This is a genomic window from Vaccinium witches'-broom phytoplasma str. VAC, assembly GCF_000309405.1.
GTDB lineage: Bacteria > Bacillota_I > Bacilli_A > Acholeplasmatales > Acholeplasmataceae > Phytoplasma.
In genome coordinates, this window is record NZ_AKIN01000210.1 from 1 (window position 1) to 704 (window position 704).

The following is a 704-nucleotide window of genomic DNA, read 5'->3' on the forward strand; positions in this document are numbered from 1 at the left end:
ATCTTATAATACTTTATATATTAAAATATGTTATTTTGCGTTCAGTTTTAGTTGTTTAAGTATTTATTTAACAACCAACTTATAAAAATTTTAATTTAGTTCTTTTCATTTATCTGTTTATCATTTTTAATGTTTTAAGAACGATAAACAGATATATATATTGATTAATGAAAGAAATAAAAACTTAAATGGTTTCTATAACTGCATTAACATTATGCATACCAAAAATGACCTGCTTTTAATTCTTTACGTGTATATCCGCCTTCATCTTCTATATCTGTATATGTATAACCAGCATCATGATATAATTCCATAGCTATACTTCCATTATATAATAATTCCTTATCTGTAAATCCAGAAGATTTTAAATCTTTAATTGTAAACCCAGCATCTCTGAAATTTTTCATGTTAAAACCAGCGACATTTCTTAATTCTTTAAGTGTAAATCCAGTATCTTTTAATTCCTTAGCTGTAAATCCAGCATCTTTTAATTCCTTAGCTGTAAATCCAGCATCTTTTAATACATTAGCTGTAAAACCAGCATCTTTTAATTCCTTAGCTGTAAATCCAGCAGCTCTTAATACCTTAGCTGTATATCCAGCATCTGATAATTCCTTAGCTGTAAATCTAGCAGCTTTTAATTCCTTAGCTGTAAATCCAGCAGCTCTTAATACACTAAATGCCAACCCAGCATCTCTTAATTC

General features: G+C 27.8%; 1 protein-coding gene. It reads right to left on the reverse strand.

Going from position 1 to position 704, the window contains the following annotated elements; all coding sequences use genetic code 11:
• Nucleotides 1-212: 212 nt before the first annotated feature.
• A partial coding sequence (locus tag RI68_RS02960; RefSeq protein WP_038104896.1) for a Clp protease N-terminal domain-containing protein occupies nt 213-704 on the reverse strand: 492 nt, incomplete at its 5' end.